Origin of the sequence: Campylobacter sp. IFREMER_LSEM_CL1890 (assembly GCF_025772045.1) — a bacterium.
GTDB lineage: Bacteria > Campylobacterota > Campylobacteria > Campylobacterales > Campylobacteraceae > Campylobacter_D > Campylobacter_D lari_D.
In genome coordinates, this window is sequence record NZ_JAKMRK010000005.1 from 83,327 (window position 1) to 98,593 (window position 15,267).

Below are 15,267 nucleotides of genomic sequence, written 5' to 3' on the forward strand. Positions count from 1 at the left end.
AAGAAGTGGAGCGGGAAACGAGATTCGAACTCGCGACCCCAACCTTGGCAAGGTTGTGCTCTACCCCTGAGCTATTCCCGCATTTTAAAAGTAGAGTGTGATTTTATCAAAACTTTATTTTATTGTCAAGTTTTTAAAATTAAGGAATGTTTTTTGCTTGTGATTATTAAATTTTAAAAAAGGAGCAACTCATGCAAGTAAATGATAAAAATAGTCCGCTAGCCCTAAACAATATGACAAAAATCAAAGAAAAAAACACATCTTCAGATGAATTTCAAGCTACACTTAATGCACTTAAAGACAAAGAAGAAAAAGAGTATAAAAAAGATAGCAACAATGCTTTTAGTAATACAGATTTAAATATAGGTTCAATTTCTAAAGATTATAGTGTATATGCTTGGGAGAAATTACGCCAAAGCAAATACCAAAAAAATGAAGAAAATATCTTAAATAATCTTTTTAAAACCTTAGATAAAGCAAGAAGTTAATCATTCAAAATAGGGTAGTGCAATACCCTATTAAATTTTTAAAACTTTAACCTCTTGATCTTTTGCCAATTTTGTATCATCAATTTGCGTGATTAAAATATGCGTGTTTTCACATAAAGGTTTTAGCATACCTGAGCCAAATTTAGCTTCGCTTGGTTTAAAATATCCATCGACTAATTTTCCAAAAGCAAAATCATTTCTTTGGCCTTTGAAATTTAAATCTTTAGTCAATCTTGCTTTATCAAATTCCAAAAGTTCTTTACCATAAAGTAAATTGAGTATATTTTTTGCAAAAATATGCGTTGAAACTAAAGAAGCCAAAGGATTTCCCGGTAGGGCTAGAAAAAGCATATCGCTTTTGCTAAAAAGTTTTACATGCTTACAAAGTTTAGCATTGACTTTTTCAAAAATAGGGCTAAAATCACACTCAAGCAAAGCTTGTTTGATAAAATCAGCCTCACCCACGCTAGCTCCACCACTGCTTATAAGCATATCAAATTCTTTATTTTCTAAAAGCTTTTTATATGCATTTAAATCATCTTTTATAAGTCCTAAATACTCAATATCAGCATAATCTTGCAAAATAGCATAAATTCCAAAAGCATTTGCATTATATATGCTGTATTCATCAGCATTTTCCCAAGGTTCTACAAGCTCATCTCCACTTGAAAAAATCCCAATACGCAATTTCTTAACAACATTTAACTCATAAATTCCTTGAGCAGCGAGCATAGCTACCATGCCTGAAGTGATTTTTTGTCCTTTTTTAAACAAAAGTTCTCCAAGCTTTGCTTCCTCGCCTTTAAAGCGGATGGCATTGTTTTCTTTAGCATTTTTAGCATTGAGCTTTTCATCTTCAAGCGAAGCTTCTTCAAGCATTAAAATAGTATTTGCATTTTGAGGAATTTTAGCTCCTGTCATGATTTTATAGCATTCATTTTTTCCTATAATATAATCATTTTTATCGCCTGCTAAAATACTTCCTTTTATTTTTAGCAATTCATTCTTATGTGTATAATTTAGTGCATAGCCATCTAGGGCAGAATTATCAAAAGCGGGTAGGTTTTTTTTCACAAAAACATCTTCATATAAAATACACCCCAAAGCTTGTGTCAAATTTACTTTTTGAAATTCATTTTTTGCTTTGATTTGTTCTTTTAAAAAATCTAAAGTTGCAAAAATATCTCTCATTCTTCAAGCCTTCTTATACTTGCACCTAGTTTTTTAAATTTTTCTTCTAAATTTTCATACCCTCTATCAAGATGATAAATTCTATGAATTTTACTTGTGCCTTTAGCTGCTAAAGCCGCTAAAATCAAAGCAGAAGATGCACGCAAATCAGTAGCCATAACATCAGCTCCCAAAAGCTCTTTAGTACCATTTATAGTAGCAATATGCCCGTTTAATCTTATATCAGCTCCCATTCTTAAAAGCTCACTTACATGCATAAAACGATTTTCAAATAATCTTTCATCAATAATACTTGTACCATTTGCTTTTAAAGCTAAAGCCATAAATTGTGCTTGCATATCCGTTGGAAAGCCTGGGTATTCGCTAGTTAAAATTTCAACTGGTTTGATTTCTTTAGCAGGATTTATACTAATACTATCTTCATTAATATCAAAACTAAAGCCCATTTGCTCTAGCTTTGCTAAAACTGCGCTAAGATGGCTTGCATTGACTTTTTTTAGAGTGATTTTTGAGTTAGTGATAGCTCCTGCACACAAATAAGTTCCTGCTTCAATACGATCAGGAATGATTTCAAAAGGTTTAAATTCTAAAAGTTCTCCACTTGTGCCATAAATTTCAAGTTCAGAAGATCCTATGCCTTGTATATCAAGTCCGGCTCTAGCTAAAACCTCACAAAGTTGCACTACTTCAGGCTCTTTAGCAACATTTAAAAGTCTAGTTTTACCATGAGCTAGGGCTGCTGCCATAATGATATTTTCACTGCCTGTAACAGTGATTTTATCAAACATCACATCAGCACCTTTAAGCCCTCCACTAGCTACTACATAGCCTTGTTTAATCTCAATATTAGCTCCCATTTTTTCTAAAGCTAAAAGGTGTAAATCAATAGGGCGTTGGCCTATAGCACAACCTCCCGGTAAAGAAACTTCACAATTTCCAAATCTAGCTAGTAAAGGCCCTAAGGTAAGTATAGAAGCACGCATTTTACGCACGATGTCGTATTTTGCTATGGTTTTATTTAAGTGTTTTGTATTTATTTTTGCAAAATTGTCTTTAAAAGTATAATTTGCCCCTAAATTTTCAAGCAAAGAAAGTAGGGTACAAATATCTGCTACATTTGGTAAATTTGAAATTTGCACTTCATTTTTAGCTAAAATACTTGAAGCTATCAAAGGGAGTGCAGCGTTTTTTGCACCACTTATTATCACTTCTCCATTTAACTTTTCAACACCATCAATCTCTAAATAAGTCATCAATTTTCCTTAAAATATATACATAATGATATAATAATATTTTACTACAAATATTATATAAATTAATAAGATTAAAGGTGTTTTTTGGGAGTTTTTCTAGTCATACTTGGTGGGATATTTTGGGCCATAAGTGGGGTTTTGGCTGAGTATTTGTTTAAAAATCATTATTCTGCTGAATGGGTAAGTTTTTATCGTTTGCTTTTTACCGGCGTTATTTTAATAATTTTGGGTGTAAAAAATTTCAAACTAAAATTACTAAAGCAAAAAGAAGAACTTAGCTCTCTTTTAATTTTTTCTATCTTTGGTTTATTGATAACTCAATATGGTTATTTTAAGGCTATTTATTATACCGATGCAGGAACTGCCACGATGATACAATACAACGCACCATTAATCATAATGCTTTTTATGTGTTTTAAAAATAAAATTTTACCTAAAAAAATAGAGCTAATCGCTTTGTTTTTAATACTTTTTGCCTTATTTTTACTTATAACAAATGGGGATATTAATGCATTAAAACTTGACATAAGAGGTGTTATTTGGGCTTTTTTTGGAGCTCTTGGAGTGGCATTTTATTCTTTGAGTGCTAGACTTATCATAGCAAAATATGGCTTATTTTTAATCATGGGTTTGGCTAGTTTATTTGCTTCTTTTTTGCTTTTTGTATTATTACAAGGAAATATCCCAAAACATGATTTTTCTTTAAATTCCTTTTTGGCTATGAGCGCGATTGTATTTATAGGTACAATAGGGGCTTTTTGTTTATATTTAAAAGGAGTTGAATTAATAGGGGCTTTTAAAGCTAGTATGATAGCTTGTATAGAACCTGTGGCTGCTGCTTTTATGAGTTTTTTATTTTTAGGAACTATTTATAGCGTAATTGATCTTTTTGCTTTTGCTTTGATTATTCTTAGTGTGTTTTTAAATGCCAAAAAACACTAAGAATAAGTGATTAAAAAATACTAGATAAAACTATCTAGGTTCTATCGTGAAGTTTTTTGGCTACCTCTGCAGCTAATTTTAGCTTTTCATTATCAAAGTGCGTATAAATTCTTGAAGTATTTAAACTCGCATGCCCTAGTGCTTCTTGGACTAAAACTAAATCTTTTTGTTTTTTATAAAGTAGGGTAGCAAAAGTATGTCTTAACATATGGGCTCCATTTTTTTGCTTGCGAATTCCTGCTTTAAATAAAATTTGTTCTACTATACGCGAAACATAAGCTTGGGTTAGGGCTTTGCCATTGCGATTAACAAATAAAAGTCCATCATAAGAAAGATAATTTATCCTTACATCTTTTAAAAGATGTTCTATAAGCTCTTTTTTAATCATCACAACGCGGTATTTATTACCTTTAGCTCTAATGCGTATAATATAAAGATCATTTTCTTCACTAATATCTTTTAATTTTATATTAATAGCTTCACTAACCCTAATTCCTGTAAAAATGATGATTTTAATAATCAAGCGATTGCGTATGGTATTACTTTTAAAATCTGTATTATCAATAGCATCTAAAAATTTACTCACTTCATCTTCACTCATATACTCAGGTAGCTTAACTCCTTTAGAGCCACTTACACCTGCCCAATTTTTAAGGTTGATATCAAAAATATGTGCTTTTTGATCTTCTTCATTTTGTTTATCTAAAAATGCAAAAAAATTAATCACAGCTATGCGGTAGTTTTTCTTACTCGCATCAGACAAAGAAGCACTAATACTTGCTAAAATTTCTACTAAAAGCTCTTCATCGATTTGTTTTAGCGAATAAAGCTTATAAAATAACAAATACTCATAAAGTTTTTTCAAAGGATTAAAATATGTATTTACACCGCTAAGTCCTGCATTTCTTGCTTTTTTTACATAAGCATCAAGCTCTTGTATATTTTTAACACCCTTACTTAAGGCTAAATTTACTACAGCCAAGGCTTGGGGGTCTTTTAATTCTTTATTTGATAAAGAATTTAGTTTAAATTTCACATATCTACAAAGCCAAAATAAAAATGACTTTTCAAAATTTTCTTCACAATCTAGAGGATATTTCATCACTCATTCTCCAAAGCTTTCAAAGTAGCCATTTTTGCATGAATATATGCACTATCAAATAGCTTTTTAGGGCTTTCTTTTATAATCAAACCAAGTTCAGTACAACCCAAAATCACTCCTTGAATCTCCGGAAATTGAGCAATCAAATCACATAAATATCTTTTTGATTTTTCATTTATAATACCTTTGCAAAGTTCATTAAAAATAATGTCATTAAGCTTTAAAATATCATCATTTTTGGGAATAAAAACTTCAATCTTTGAGTTAATTAAAAGTTGTTTATAAAAATCTTCTTGCATAGTGTATTTTGTCCCCAATAACAATACTTTATCGATATTTTGCTCTTGAAGTTCTAAAAGCATAGCTTTGGCTATATGTAAGATAGGAATTTGAATGTTTTTTTGTATATTTTCATAACATTTATGCATAGTATTAGTGCAAATTAATATAAAATCAACTCCACTTTTTTGCAAAAGTAGGGCATGTTGGGTTAAAATTTCACTTGCTTTTTGCCAATCATTCTTTCGTTGACATTCTTCTATTTCTTCAAAATCAACGCTAGTTAAAACTATCTTGGCACTATGTAATTTTCCTAATTTTTCATTTGTTAATTTATTGATAATTTCATAATAACTAAGTGTGCTTTCATAACTCATTCCGCCTATTAAACCTATGGTTTTCAATTTTTTTCCTTTTAAAATTAATATAAAAATTATAAAAAAATCTTACTTAAAAAATATCAAGCTATAATTATAAAAACAAAATAGGGTGATGATATGTTTTTTAAGAAAAAAACCGCGCAAAAGCAAGTAAAACAAAACAATATTTCAAAACAAGATAATACTTTAAATAACGACTTTGCACAAGAAAAAAGACTTTACGAATTTAGAGAAAATATGAAAAAACTTAGCAAAAATGAAAATAGTGCTAAACTTTTAGCAAAACAACTTTCAAGATTAATTCAAAAATCCAAATAAAATCAAAAACTCCACACAAGTTAAACTTTTGTATTAATTTCTTTTTTTACTCATCATTTTAACTTTTTTAGTCTATAAAAATATTTTAATTTAAACTTAATATATATGTAAAATTATATGATAAATAGTAAAATATTGAAATTATATATATTTTGTATTGAAAACTATAATTTTCAAACTTTTATATTTATCTGTTTATACATAAGTAAAATATATTTAAAAATACCTATAATATAGTATTTAAAGCATTTTATTTTTTGGATGAAAATAATTTATCCATAAAAAAATAAGTATAATTTTTTGAAAAATATTATAAGTTATTTTATGCAGTTATAAAAGACTAAAGATGTATATTTTTTATTTCAACTAAATTTTAGTTTATATTTTTGCTTAAATAAATTTGAAGTTTAAAAATGTAGATTAGTTATTTTCTTGACTTTTAGGATAATCAAAAAACACAACTTCCCCACTGTGTTCTTTTATATCTTTAAATTCTTTTATATCAAATTGCATACATAAAATAGCAGAAGTTGGAAAGTTTTCTAAATCTATATGAGCTAGATACTCACAAAGTTCTTGCAATAAAGGATTGTGCATAATTAGCACTACCCTACTCTCTTTTGATTCTTTTATAAAATTTAACACATCCTTTAAATTACCATCATAAAAGCTTTTTTCTATCTTGATATCTTTTTCTTTTAAAGAAAAGCTTTTACAGAGTTTTTGTGCTGTTTTTATACAACGCTTAGCAGGACTTGAGATAATGCTTTGGGCTTTAAATTCTAAATCCTTAATCCTATAAATCATAGTTTTTAAATCATCTTTTCCACTAGAACTAAGTTCTCGTTGTAAATCTTGATCGTAATTTTCTTTTTGAGCTTTAGCATGACGAATAAAATAGATATATTTCATCTTATAACCTTAAATTTACCCAAAGCATATCCACATATAAAGCCAAAAATATGTGCATACCAAGCTATATTAACACCCATAAAAATAGGCACAAAACTCATTAATAATATAGCCACGATAAGTCCTTTGGTGGCGGTTTTATCCAAATATGCATAATACCCCATTAAAACACATATAGCACCACTTGCACCCACTACATTTACAAAACTGCCATCAAAACTTAAATACACATAAAAAGCACTAAGCAAAGAGCAAAGAATTCCACCGATTAAATAAAGCAGAGCAAATTTAAAACTTTTTAAGTATTTTTCAAGCATAGAACCAAATTGAAAAAGCACTATCATATTTAAAATCAAATGAGGCCAATTTCCATGCATAAATATTGAGCTTAAAATTTGCCAATAAAATCCTTGAAAAAAAAATAAATTTAAACCCAAAATAGTATCTAAATTTAAAGAACCAAAATAAAGATAATTTACAAAAATAAATACAATAACATTAAAAGCGATTAAAAATGAAGCTACCATTGCCCTACTTTGTATTTTTGATAATTATAACAAAAAGCTATTTAAATTCTAGCTTACACATAAAATTCACATTAATAAGATACAATATCGTCAAAAATATAATAAGGTTAAAAATGAAAAAACTAGCTTTAGCTTTTTTGATTAGTTTAAATACTCTTAATGCTGGTATAGTCATAGCACCTGATTCTTTGCCGGTAAATATCAAACAATTTATTAAAGATTACTTTAATGCAGAGATTGGTCTAGTAGAACAAGATGGATATTCTTACGAAATTTATTTAAGTGATGGAAGTGAAATTGAGTTTTCACTCAATGGAGAATTTAAAGAAGCTGAAAATTTCAGATCTTTAAATTATGCTATTTTGCCTTTAGCAATACAAAATACCATTAAAAATACCTATCCAAATGCAGCGATTATTGAAATAGAAAGAAAAATTTCATATTACAAAATAGAACTTAATAATCAAATGAAACTTTATATTGATGATAATGGGACTATTTTAAGACAAAAATTTGACGATTAAAATTGTTTAAGATCAAATAAGCAAGTTTTAAATTTTCTTCTAAAAAAGGCTTTAACCCTTATCAAAACTTATAAAAATTTCAATTGCTCCGGTAGAATAAGGAGCTTTATCATAGGCTCCGTATTGATTTTCTCACCTTAAATATTGCTTTTACTTTGTTTGGACAAAATCATAATTAGTACTACTCTTTATCAAATTAGATAAACAAATATCAAATTTTTCCTAAAATATTTAGTATAAATGTATTTTCATTATAGGTATATAACTCACACATAAGCTAAAATTTTTTAAATATTTACTCCTCTTGCACTCTTACTATCAGGCTTTTTGGTAGTTTAAAATATTCAATCCATTCTTGTTCTTTTTGTCTCATTTGTCCTTGATCTACCTCATGATCATATCCTTGTAAATGAAGCATAGCATGTATAAAAAGTAATGCCATCTCTTCTTCATTACTGTGTTTATACTCCATTGCTTTTTTACTTACTTCATCTAAATTTATCACAATGCTACCAAGTAAATTTTCACAATTTTGCATCAAAGGAAAAGATAACACATCTGTAGTTTTATCTATACCTCTTTGACTAAAATTAATCTCACGCATAACTCTTTCATTTACCAAAACAAGCTCTATATTTTGATCGCTCATTTTCTGTGCTATTTTTTCAAGAAAAGAAATATCCATTTCTTCTTCACAAAAAATCATTATTATCCTTTTGATTTTATAATTTCAAAATTATATCAAAATTAAGGAAAAGCATGAAAAAAGCTCTTTGTATTATAAGTGGTGGTATGGATAGTACTTTATGTGCATATTTAGCTAAAAAAGAAGGATATGAGATCATTGCTTTACATTTTGACTATAACCAACGCACCATGCTTAAAGAAAGGGAATGTTTTAATAAAATTTGTGAAAAACTTAACATAAAAACAAAATATATTTTAGATGTGTCATTTATAGCAAATATTGGAGGAAACTCACTAACAGATTTAAATTTAGAAATTCCCAAAGAAAAACTACATGAAAAAGAAGTCCCAAACACCTATGTTCCTTTTAGAAATGGTATTTTTTTATCTATCGCAGGTGCTATAGCTGAAAAGGAAAATTGTGAAAGTATTTTTATAGGAGTGGTACAAGAAGATAGCAGTGGTTATCCTGATTGTAGTGCGAAATTTATACAAAAAGCTAATGAATTTATCAATGAAGGTACAACAAAAACTTGCAAAGTACAAATAAAAACCCCATTAGTTCATCTAAGTAAAGGACAAATAGTTGAATTAGCCCTAAAAGAAAAGGTAGCCTTAGAATATACTTGGTCTTGCTATGAAAGAGGAGATAAAGCTTGTGGTAAATGTGATAGTTGTTTATTAAGACTAAAAGGCTTTAAAGAGGCTAATGTAAAAGATTTTATAGAATATGTTTAAAAATTTACTTTCATTTTATTTTAGTTTGTATAATTTGCTTTTTTAAACATTAAGGAGAAAACATGAAAAAAATATTATTTGGTTCATTTTTAGCTGCTTCGATTTTGGCAAGTAGTGCTTTGAGTAAAGAATTTAGCTTAGATAAAGCACACACAAATGTAGCTTTTAAAATCAAACATTTACAAATTAGCAATGTAAATGGAAATTTTAAAGATTATGATGCAGTAATTGATTTTGATAGTGCTAAATTTGAATTTAACAAACTTCAAGCAAATATAAAAGTTGCTTCTATAAACACAGAAAATAAAGCAAGAGATGCACATTTACAACAAGATGATTTTTTTAAAGCAAAAACTCATCCAAACATTACTTTTACTATGAGTAAATATGAAAAAATCTCTAATGAAAAAGGTAAAATGTATGGCTCATTAAGTATTGCTGGAGTAAGCAAAGATGTTGTTTTAGATACTGAAATTGGCGGTGTTATTAAAACAGATAGTGGCAAAGAAAAAGCAGGTTTTACTCTACAAGGACAAATTAAAAGAAGTGATTTCAAATTTGCTCCTGATACTTCTAGCTTAACACTTAGCGATGAAGTACAAATTAGCATCGAAGCAGAAATCAACGAAAAATAATACTATAAAAGCATTTTACTTTTTGTAAAATGCTTTTGATTTTTATTTAGCTACCCAACCTTCTTTTTTCCAAATTTTTTGAGCTTCTTTACTTTGTGTAAATTTGATGAATTCAGCTACTTTTGGATTTTTTAAACCTTTTTGCGTTGGAACTATTTCAGCTGCTCTGTAAATGATTGAATTTTTATCCGCTAAAATAAATTTATTTTCTTTCTCTCCAACTGCTTTAATCCAATGTGTCCAAATGATTAAAGCATCGATATTTTGATTATTTTTCCACTCATCAACCGCTGCTTTTGAATTTTTAGCATATACTTTAATGTTTTTTCTTAATTTTTCTAGGTTTTCAATTTTTCCTGTTTTTAAAGCCATATCCTCATATAAGCCAACCTGCCCTGCTCCATCAACCACCATAACATTAACACCATCTTTTAAAAGATCTTCAAATTTTTTAATTTTTTTTGGATTATTTGCTCTTACAATCATACCCGAGCCTCTAGCATTTAAAACTTGAACATCTTCTATTTTGATTTGTTTTGGCATTGCTTTAACAAAACCATCCATCATAGAAGTATTACCTGAATAAATAATATCAGCATCTGTTTTTGCTTTTTTTATCCATTTAGGTGTTGGTCCTGCATTAATAATAACTTTTTCTCCATGTTTTTCTTCAAATTGCTTAGCAAGCTCTTTCAAAACAGGAGCAGGACCACCTGGACCATAAACTAAAATTTCAGCATTTAATGCAGCTGCAGCAAATAAACTTAAAAATAAAAATTTTTTCATATTTTTTCCTTAAATTAATAAAATAAAATCGTAAATATATCTTTTTAAAGTTGATATTTTTTTAATCAAATAAACTAATTTTTTTCTCTTGTGCTAAAAAATATTCCAAAAACTCTTCTTCGCTTTCTTTGATTAGGCAATATTTAAAATCAAAAAAATTCTTTAATTCACTCAAATTTATATAAGAAAAATCACAAAATAATGAATTTTTTAATGCTATTTTGAAATCTTTAACGCCTTGGAGTTTTTGGCATATAAATTCAAAATCTTTTTCATTTTCCACAAGTAAAATTACTCTAGAACTTCCACCAAAAGCACAAATTTCATTTTTTGAGTTTAAAAAATATGCCTTAAAAAGATCTAACTTTTTTTCATTAAAATTAAAAGATAGATTTTGCTTTTCAGCAAAATCAATAAATCTAGCAAAAATATCTGCATAAAAAAATGCAAATTTTAAATCTTTAAAATACAAATTTTTACAAAGCAAACTCGTTTGAAATAAAGATTTAGAGCCTAAAATTTCGTATTTACATGCTTTTAAAGTATGAAAATTTGATTTAAGTTTTAAAATAAATTTTTCATCATCAGAGCAAAAGAAAGTTTTTTCTTTTGAATTTTTCAAAAGATCAAAATCTAATAAAATATTTGAGTTTAAGACTTTAAAATTAAATGCCTTTGCAAATTTTAATTCTACATGATTGCAATATATAAATTCATAAGATTTTTCTTCACTTAAAAATCTAAAAAGTCTAAAAATAGTTGCTTCTAAATCATCAACTTGAAGATAAAACACATCTTTATCTTCAAGTTTTAATCTTTCCTCACTTACTATAACATAAGCACCAAGTTTTATAGCAAAGCTTGCTTGTTCATTATTTTTAGCAAAAAAAACACTTGCTTGTTTGACTTTGTTTAAATCTATACTAAAATCATAAACACTAGAAGTTGCTCCATAATTTAAAACTCGAGCATTAATAAGTTCGATAAAGTTAGAAATATTCATCTAGCCTATTAAAGCTCCATTTTCGATAAAGCCTTGCGGGCTTATCAAAACTAATTTTCCATCTTTTTGAGCACTTAAAATCATACCTTGGCTTTCATGACCAAAAATTTTAGCTTTTTTTAGATTTGTAATTACGCAAACTTGCTTGCCTATTAACTCACTAGCTTTATAAAATTTAGCAATACCTGAAAGCACTTGTCTTAGTTCGCCATTTTCAAGTTCAAGTTGAAATTTTAAAAGCTTTTCACTGCCTTCTATATTCTGACAATCTTTTACTAATGCTACTTTGATTTCGATTTTTTTAAAATCATCTATTTTAATTTGAGCTAAATTTGGCTTCTCTTCTAATTTTTCTTCTTTTTTGTTTTCTTGGGTTAATTCAACTTTTGGAAACAAAGCTTCACATGCACTTGATTTTAAATCACATAATTGATTATTTAAAATTAGTTTTTGATAATTTTCGTTTGATATTTCAAAATTTAAAGCCTTTGCAATTTTTAATGCTATCTTTGGCATAGCAGCTGAAAGTAAAATAGTTGCTTTTGTTAAAATATTAGCACATAAAGCCACTAAAGCATTAGCTTTTTGCGTTTGATTATTTTTAATCAATTTCCAAGGCTCATATTTACTAATACTTAAATTTGCTAAAGATAAAGCCTTGAAAAGTTCCTCTAAATAGCGATTTGGCTGGATATTTTCCAAAGCATTGATTGCATTATCTAAATACTCTTTGCATTCATTTAATTCTTGATTAAAATACAAATTCACATCTTTACACTCAATAATATTTTGAGAATACTTAGCACTCATACCGATAATTCTATTTAATAAATTTCCAAGCTCATTGCTTAATTCTGCATTGATTCTAGTGATTAATGCTTTTTGCGAAAAATCTCCATCATTACCAAAAGGAACTTCTCTGAGTAAAAAATATCTAAAAGCCTCTAAACCAAAAGTATCTGCTACTTCTTTAGGCGCTACTACATTACCTTTAGATTTGCTCATTTTTTCACCATCTTTAGTCCACCAACCATGTGCTGCTATAAATTTAGGTAAAGGAAGTTCTAAACTCATCAAAAACGCAGGCCAATACACTGCATGAAAACGCAAAATATCTTTGCCTACAAAGTGTATATAAGCAGGCCAAAGATCCATATTTTCATCATCAAGTCCATAGCCCAAAGCACTCACATAATTCATCAAAGCATCAAGCCAAACATACACCACATGTTTTTCATCATTTAGTTCTTTTGGAAGCTTTATACCCCATTCAAAACTCGTTCTTGTAATGGAAAGATCTTTTAAGCCACCTTCTACAAAATAAATCAACTCATTAGCCTTATTTTTGGGTAAAATCGGCTCTTTTTCTTTGTACCATTTAAGAATTTGATCTTGATATTTAGAAAGCTTGAAAAAATAACTTTCTTCTTTTAAAAGCTGTGTTTTCTTACCACAATCTGGACAATGACACTCATTTATAAGTTGAGTTTGAGTAAAATAACTCTCACAAGAAACACAATAAAAGCCTTCATAAGTGCCTTTGTAAATATCACCTTTATCATACATTTTTTTAAATGCTTTTTGAACGCTTAATTTGTGATTTTCATCCGTAGTTCTAATGAAATAATCATAAGAAATCTCAAACTCATCCCAAAGTTTTTTAAACTTAGCACTAATTTCATCTGCATATTCTTTAGGAGTAAAATTTCTAACGCTAGCAGCTTGCTCTATTTTTTGACCATGTTCATCTGTGCCTGTTAAAAAGAATGTTTTTTCTCCTTGTAAGCGATAAAATCTAGCCAAAGTATCTGCTATAATCGTAGTGTAAGCATGACCAATATGAGCCACATCATTTACATAATATATCGGGGTAGTAATATAACGCATTTTCAACCTTTATTAAAAATCAAATCCACCTTCTTTACCTTTAGACATACTCTTATAAACTGCTTCTATATACTCTTTTCTTAAAGAGCACTCAAAAATCATAGAGCAAGGTAAACAAGATTTTATTTTTTTTTCGTTTTGACAAGCTTGAAGTTCATTTTTTTTAACTTCTAAAGCCAACTCAAATTCATCTTTAACTTCAGCCATTAAAAACCTTTATAAGCTTGTTTTAGTTTTTCAATTTCATATTTAGAACCCAAAAAGCATGGCGTACTTGCATGAATTTTTTCAAATTCTAAATCAAGTAAAGAATCATTTTCTCCATTGGTAGAAAATCCTCCTGCTTTTTCAAAAATAAAAGCAAAAGGAAACACCTCAAAATATGCTCTTAATTTTCCATTTGGTGCATCGCTTGTTGCAGGATATGAAAACAACCCTCCACCTTTGAGTAAAATTTGGTGCAAATCACTCACCATAGCACCAGAATATCTCAAGCGATAACCCTCATCAAATAAAGCTTTTATAAAGGCTCTATGAGTATTTGACCAATTTTTTTGTGTCCCACCGCTTGCATTTAATTTGCCTTTTTCGTTTAATTTTAAATCCTTAACAAAAACAAATTCATCTTTTTCGTTTAATCTATAAAGCTTAGGAGTGTCTATACACACTATAAGCTCTAAACGCACGCCATAAATAGCATAAATTGCTGCTTTTAGATTTTTTGCACTAGCCTTTTGCTCATAAATAGCAAAAATAGAACCTATAGCAAAATTCACATCTACTAAAGAAGAACCATCTAAAGGATCATAAGCAACAACATATTTTTCATTTTCATTGATTAGCAATTGCTCTTGTTTTTCCTCGCTAATTAAGCTTTTTAAACCTTTGCTTTGCTTTAAAATTCTAGTGATAATCTCATCGCTTTTTACATCAAGTTTTAATTGATTATCTCCTGTGGCATTTTGAGAAGTGGTATAATCAAAATCTTTTAAATATCTAAGTTCTTTTGAAATTTCAATCACTGCTTTTTGTATATCGTCAATTAATTCTTGCATATTTTACCTCTATACTTTTTTTGAATTTTTTAATATAAAATCACAAATACTTTCCAAATCATCCAAATAAAGCCAAGTTAAATTTTTATTTTCAATTTTCTCATAGCTTGCAATAGCCTTAGAATAAGCAAAATAGCTCTCATCTACTTCTTTACAAAAAACGCTAATTCTTGGCATATCTAAGGTTTTTAAGCCCTCTATAAGTAAAAAATCAAATTCTCCTAGCTTAGAAATAGCTTCATCTAAAGTACTTGGAGAATGTGTAAATAAAGTTGTCCTTGTAGGACTTAAAACCATTACATCAGCACCACTTTGAAAAAATTTAAAACTATCTTTTTTTGCTATATCAAAGCTTGCTTTATCTTTTGGATCGTGTTTTATAATGCATACTTTATAATTTTGTTCCATAAAATACTTAGCAACTTGAGTAATCAAAGTCGTTTTACCTGAATTGGAAGGCCCGCTAAAAGCCATTGCTAATCTTTTCATAACTTCCTTAAATCAAATAAAATAAATGAAATTATATCTTTTTAAAAGTTAAAAGCTTATAATTATAAAAA

19 protein-coding genes and 1 tRNA gene are annotated in these 15,267 nt (G+C 28.3%); 6 read left to right on the forward strand and 14 right to left on the reverse strand.

Going from position 1 to position 15,267, the window contains the following annotated elements; genetic code table 11:
- Positions 1 to 6 precede the first annotated feature (6 nt).
- A tRNA-Gly gene (locus L8W57_RS03810) sits at positions 7 to 81 on the reverse strand.
- 110 nt (positions 82 to 191) lie between these two features.
- Here L8W57_RS03810 and L8W57_RS03815 point away from each other — a divergent pair.
- Positions 192 to 488 carry an invasion antigen C gene (locus L8W57_RS03815; RefSeq protein WP_039668370.1) on the forward strand — a complete coding sequence of 99 codons (297 nt, stop codon included), beginning with the start codon at positions 192 to 194 and terminating at the stop codon, positions 486 to 488.
- A gap of 30 nt (positions 489 to 518) precedes the next feature.
- On the opposite strand, the gene L8W57_RS03820 is transcribed toward L8W57_RS03815, so the two are convergent.
- Both L8W57_RS03820 and murA read right to left on the reverse strand, forming a co-directional pair.
- The gene (locus L8W57_RS03820; RefSeq protein ID WP_263662029.1) at positions 519 to 1,679 is read right to left on the reverse strand and encodes a molybdopterin molybdotransferase MoeA; all 1,161 of its coding nucleotides are present in this window, start codon (positions 1,677 to 1,679) and stop codon (positions 519 to 521) included.
- A complete protein-coding gene (murA, locus tag L8W57_RS03825) occupies positions 1,676 to 2,932 on the reverse strand; it encodes a UDP-N-acetylglucosamine 1-carboxyvinyltransferase (protein WP_047208267.1) in 1,257 nt (418 codons plus the stop codon). The genes L8W57_RS03820 and murA overlap by 4 nt, the downstream gene beginning before the upstream one ends.
- A gap of 84 nt (positions 2,933 to 3,016) precedes the next feature.
- Here murA and L8W57_RS03830 point away from each other — a divergent pair, with 84 nt between their 5' ends.
- On the forward strand, positions 3,017 to 3,874 hold the full coding sequence (locus tag L8W57_RS03830) for a DMT family transporter (RefSeq protein ID WP_263662030.1): 858 nt from the start codon (positions 3,017 to 3,019) through the stop codon (positions 3,872 to 3,874).
- A gap of 34 nt (positions 3,875 to 3,908) precedes the next feature.
- Here the strand turns inward: L8W57_RS03830 and L8W57_RS03835 are convergent, their stop codons facing one another.
- Both L8W57_RS03835 and L8W57_RS03840 read right to left on the reverse strand, forming a co-directional pair.
- A complete protein-coding gene (locus L8W57_RS03835) occupies positions 3,909 to 4,976 on the reverse strand; it encodes a tyrosine-type recombinase/integrase (RefSeq protein ID WP_133318980.1) in 1,068 nt (355 codons plus the stop codon).
- On the reverse strand, positions 4,976 to 5,659 hold the full coding sequence (locus L8W57_RS03840; protein WP_263662031.1) for an aspartate/glutamate racemase family protein: 684 nt from the start codon (positions 5,657 to 5,659) through the stop codon (positions 4,976 to 4,978). Before L8W57_RS03840 ends, L8W57_RS03835 begins: the two co-directional genes overlap by 1 nt.
- Before the next feature lie 93 nt (positions 5,660 to 5,752).
- Between L8W57_RS03840 and L8W57_RS03845 the strand changes: the two genes are divergently transcribed.
- Complete coding sequence (locus tag L8W57_RS03845; protein ID WP_133318915.1) at positions 5,753 to 5,953, forward strand: molybdenum cofactor biosynthesis protein; 201 nt, start codon at positions 5,753 to 5,755, stop codon at positions 5,951 to 5,953.
- A 420-nt stretch (positions 5,954 to 6,373) separates the two neighbouring features.
- On the opposite strand, the gene L8W57_RS03850 is transcribed toward L8W57_RS03845, so the two are convergent.
- Positions 6,374 to 6,865: a SixA phosphatase family protein gene (locus L8W57_RS03850; RefSeq protein ID WP_133318916.1), complete on the reverse strand. Its 492-nt coding sequence runs from the start codon at positions 6,863 to 6,865 to the stop codon at positions 6,374 to 6,376.
- Positions 6,862 to 7,392 carry a rhomboid family intramembrane serine protease gene (locus L8W57_RS03855; RefSeq protein ID WP_133318917.1) on the reverse strand — a complete coding sequence of 177 codons (531 nt, stop codon included), beginning with the start codon at positions 7,390 to 7,392 and terminating at the stop codon, positions 6,862 to 6,864. Before L8W57_RS03855 ends, L8W57_RS03850 begins: the two co-directional genes overlap by 4 nt.
- 113 nt (positions 7,393 to 7,505) lie before the next feature.
- On the opposite strand from L8W57_RS03855, the gene L8W57_RS03860 reads away from it, so the two are divergent.
- Complete coding sequence (locus L8W57_RS03860) at positions 7,506 to 7,916, forward strand: PepSY-like domain-containing protein (protein WP_133318918.1); 411 nt, start codon at positions 7,506 to 7,508, stop codon at positions 7,914 to 7,916.
- 295 nt (positions 7,917 to 8,211) lie between these two features.
- Here the strand turns inward: L8W57_RS03860 and ybeY are convergent, their stop codons facing one another.
- Positions 8,212 to 8,622, reverse strand: a complete 411-nt coding sequence (ybeY, locus tag L8W57_RS03865) for an rRNA maturation RNase YbeY (RefSeq protein ID WP_133318919.1) — start codon at positions 8,620 to 8,622, stop codon at positions 8,212 to 8,214.
- A 53-nt stretch (positions 8,623 to 8,675) separates the two neighbouring features.
- Between ybeY and queC the strand changes: the two genes are divergently transcribed.
- A complete protein-coding gene (gene queC / locus L8W57_RS03870) occupies positions 8,676 to 9,341 on the forward strand; it encodes a 7-cyano-7-deazaguanine synthase QueC (protein ID WP_133318920.1) in 666 nt (221 codons plus the stop codon).
- 62 nt (positions 9,342 to 9,403) lie between these two features.
- The gene (locus L8W57_RS03875; RefSeq protein ID WP_133318921.1) at positions 9,404 to 9,976 is read left to right on the forward strand and encodes a YceI family protein; all 573 of its coding nucleotides are present in this window, start codon (positions 9,404 to 9,406) and stop codon (positions 9,974 to 9,976) included.
- A 42-nt stretch (positions 9,977 to 10,018) separates the two neighbouring features.
- Here the strand turns inward: L8W57_RS03875 and L8W57_RS03880 are convergent, their stop codons facing one another.
- From L8W57_RS03880 to mobB, 6 genes are all read right to left on the reverse strand, one after another.
- The gene (locus L8W57_RS03880) at positions 10,019 to 10,762 is read right to left on the reverse strand and encodes a substrate-binding domain-containing protein (protein WP_133318922.1); all 744 of its coding nucleotides are present in this window, start codon (positions 10,760 to 10,762) and stop codon (positions 10,019 to 10,021) included.
- 61 nt (positions 10,763 to 10,823) lie between these two features.
- Positions 10,824 to 11,765: a hypothetical protein gene (locus L8W57_RS03885; RefSeq protein WP_263662033.1), complete on the reverse strand. Its 942-nt coding sequence runs from the start codon at positions 11,763 to 11,765 to the stop codon at positions 10,824 to 10,826.
- Positions 11,766 to 13,652 carry a methionine--tRNA ligase gene (metG, locus tag L8W57_RS03890; protein WP_133318924.1) on the reverse strand — a complete coding sequence of 629 codons (1,887 nt, stop codon included), beginning with the start codon at positions 13,650 to 13,652 and terminating at the stop codon, positions 11,766 to 11,768. It lies immediately after the preceding gene.
- Positions 13,653 to 13,664: 12 nt separating this feature from the next.
- Complete coding sequence (locus tag L8W57_RS03895) at positions 13,665 to 13,859, reverse strand: hypothetical protein (RefSeq protein ID WP_133318925.1); 195 nt, start codon at positions 13,857 to 13,859, stop codon at positions 13,665 to 13,667.
- Positions 13,859 to 14,707 carry a class 1 fructose-bisphosphatase gene (locus tag L8W57_RS03900; protein ID WP_133318926.1) on the reverse strand — a complete coding sequence of 283 codons (849 nt, stop codon included), beginning with the start codon at positions 14,705 to 14,707 and terminating at the stop codon, positions 13,859 to 13,861. Before L8W57_RS03900 ends, L8W57_RS03895 begins: the two co-directional genes overlap by 1 nt.
- Before the next feature lie 9 nt (positions 14,708 to 14,716).
- The gene (gene mobB, locus L8W57_RS03905; protein ID WP_133318927.1) at positions 14,717 to 15,196 is read right to left on the reverse strand and encodes a molybdopterin-guanine dinucleotide biosynthesis protein B; all 480 of its coding nucleotides are present in this window, start codon (positions 15,194 to 15,196) and stop codon (positions 14,717 to 14,719) included.
- Positions 15,197 to 15,267 lie beyond the last annotated feature (71 nt).

Coding starts and splice junctions, on each gene's coding strand:
- L8W57_RS03815 (WP_039668370.1), top strand. CDS start 192: ATGCAAGTAAATGATAAAAATAGTCCGCTAGCCCTAAACAATATGACA.
- L8W57_RS03820 (WP_263662029.1), bottom strand. CDS start 1,679: ATGAGAGATATTTTTGCAACTTTAGATTTTTTAAAAGAACAAATCAAA.
- murA (WP_047208267.1), bottom strand. CDS start 2,932: ATGACTTATTTAGAGATTGATGGTGTTGAAAAGTTAAATGGAGAAGTG.
- L8W57_RS03835 (WP_133318980.1), bottom strand. CDS start 4,976: ATGAAATATCCTCTAGATTGTGAAGAAAATTTTGAAAAGTCATTTTTA.
- L8W57_RS03845 (WP_133318915.1), top strand. CDS start 5,753: ATGTTTTTTAAGAAAAAAACCGCGCAAAAGCAAGTAAAACAAAACAAT.
- L8W57_RS03850 (WP_133318916.1), bottom strand. CDS start 6,865: ATGAAATATATCTATTTTATTCGTCATGCTAAAGCTCAAAAAGAAAAT.
- L8W57_RS03855 (WP_133318917.1), bottom strand. CDS start 7,392: ATGGTAGCTTCATTTTTAATCGCTTTTAATGTTATTGTATTTATTTTT.
- L8W57_RS03860 (WP_133318918.1), top strand. CDS start 7,506: ATGAAAAAACTAGCTTTAGCTTTTTTGATTAGTTTAAATACTCTTAAT.
- ybeY (WP_133318919.1), bottom strand. CDS start 8,622: ATGATTTTTTGTGAAGAAGAAATGGATATTTCTTTTCTTGAAAAAATA.
- queC (WP_133318920.1), top strand. CDS start 8,676: ATGAAAAAAGCTCTTTGTATTATAAGTGGTGGTATGGATAGTACTTTA.
- L8W57_RS03875 (WP_133318921.1), top strand. CDS start 9,404: ATGAAAAAAATATTATTTGGTTCATTTTTAGCTGCTTCGATTTTGGCA.
- L8W57_RS03880 (WP_133318922.1), bottom strand. CDS start 10,762: ATGAAAAAATTTTTATTTTTAAGTTTATTTGCTGCAGCTGCATTAAAT.
- L8W57_RS03885 (WP_263662033.1), bottom strand. CDS start 11,765: ATGAATATTTCTAACTTTATCGAACTTATTAATGCTCGAGTTTTAAAT.
- metG (WP_133318924.1), bottom strand. CDS start 13,652: ATGCGTTATATTACTACCCCGATATATTATGTAAATGATGTGGCTCAT.
- L8W57_RS03895 (WP_133318925.1), bottom strand. CDS start 13,859: ATGGCTGAAGTTAAAGATGAATTTGAGTTGGCTTTAGAAGTTAAAAAA.
- L8W57_RS03900 (WP_133318926.1), bottom strand. CDS start 14,707: ATGCAAGAATTAATTGACGATATACAAAAAGCAGTGATTGAAATTTCA.
- mobB (WP_133318927.1), bottom strand. CDS start 15,196: ATGAAAAGATTAGCAATGGCTTTTAGCGGGCCTTCCAATTCAGGTAAA.